Raw genomic sequence first — 259 nt, 5'->3', positions numbered from 1 at the left:
TACTCTGGTAATTCGTTAACCGCTGATTCTCCCTCGCGTCCTGGCTCTTGCGTTCCTTTTGTTGCTACTGGATTTGTGTATTCTGGCAAGTCTTCTTGGACTGCTGATTCTCCTTCGTGCCCCAGTTCTTGTGTTCCTTTTGTCGCTACTGGATCAGTATACTCTGGAAATTCGTTAACCGCTGATTCCCCAATGCGTCCTGGTTCTTGTGTTCCTTTTATCGATACTGGATCAGTATACTCTGGTAATTCGTTAACCG

General features: G+C 45.9%; 1 protein-coding gene. It reads right to left on the bottom strand.

The genetic code is table 11. From position 1 onward, the window contains the following. On the bottom strand, window positions 1–259 hold a 259-nt coding region (locus HMPREF3186_RS09250), incomplete at both ends, for an SIALI-17 repeat-containing surface protein (protein ID WP_197415039.1).

This window comes from Gemella haemolysans (assembly GCF_001553035.1).
GTDB lineage: Bacteria > Bacillota > Bacilli > Staphylococcales > Gemellaceae > Gemella > Gemella haemolysans_B.
Note: the sequence above shows the minus strand (reverse complement) of the source record. Positions and strands in the feature narration are given on the sequence as shown.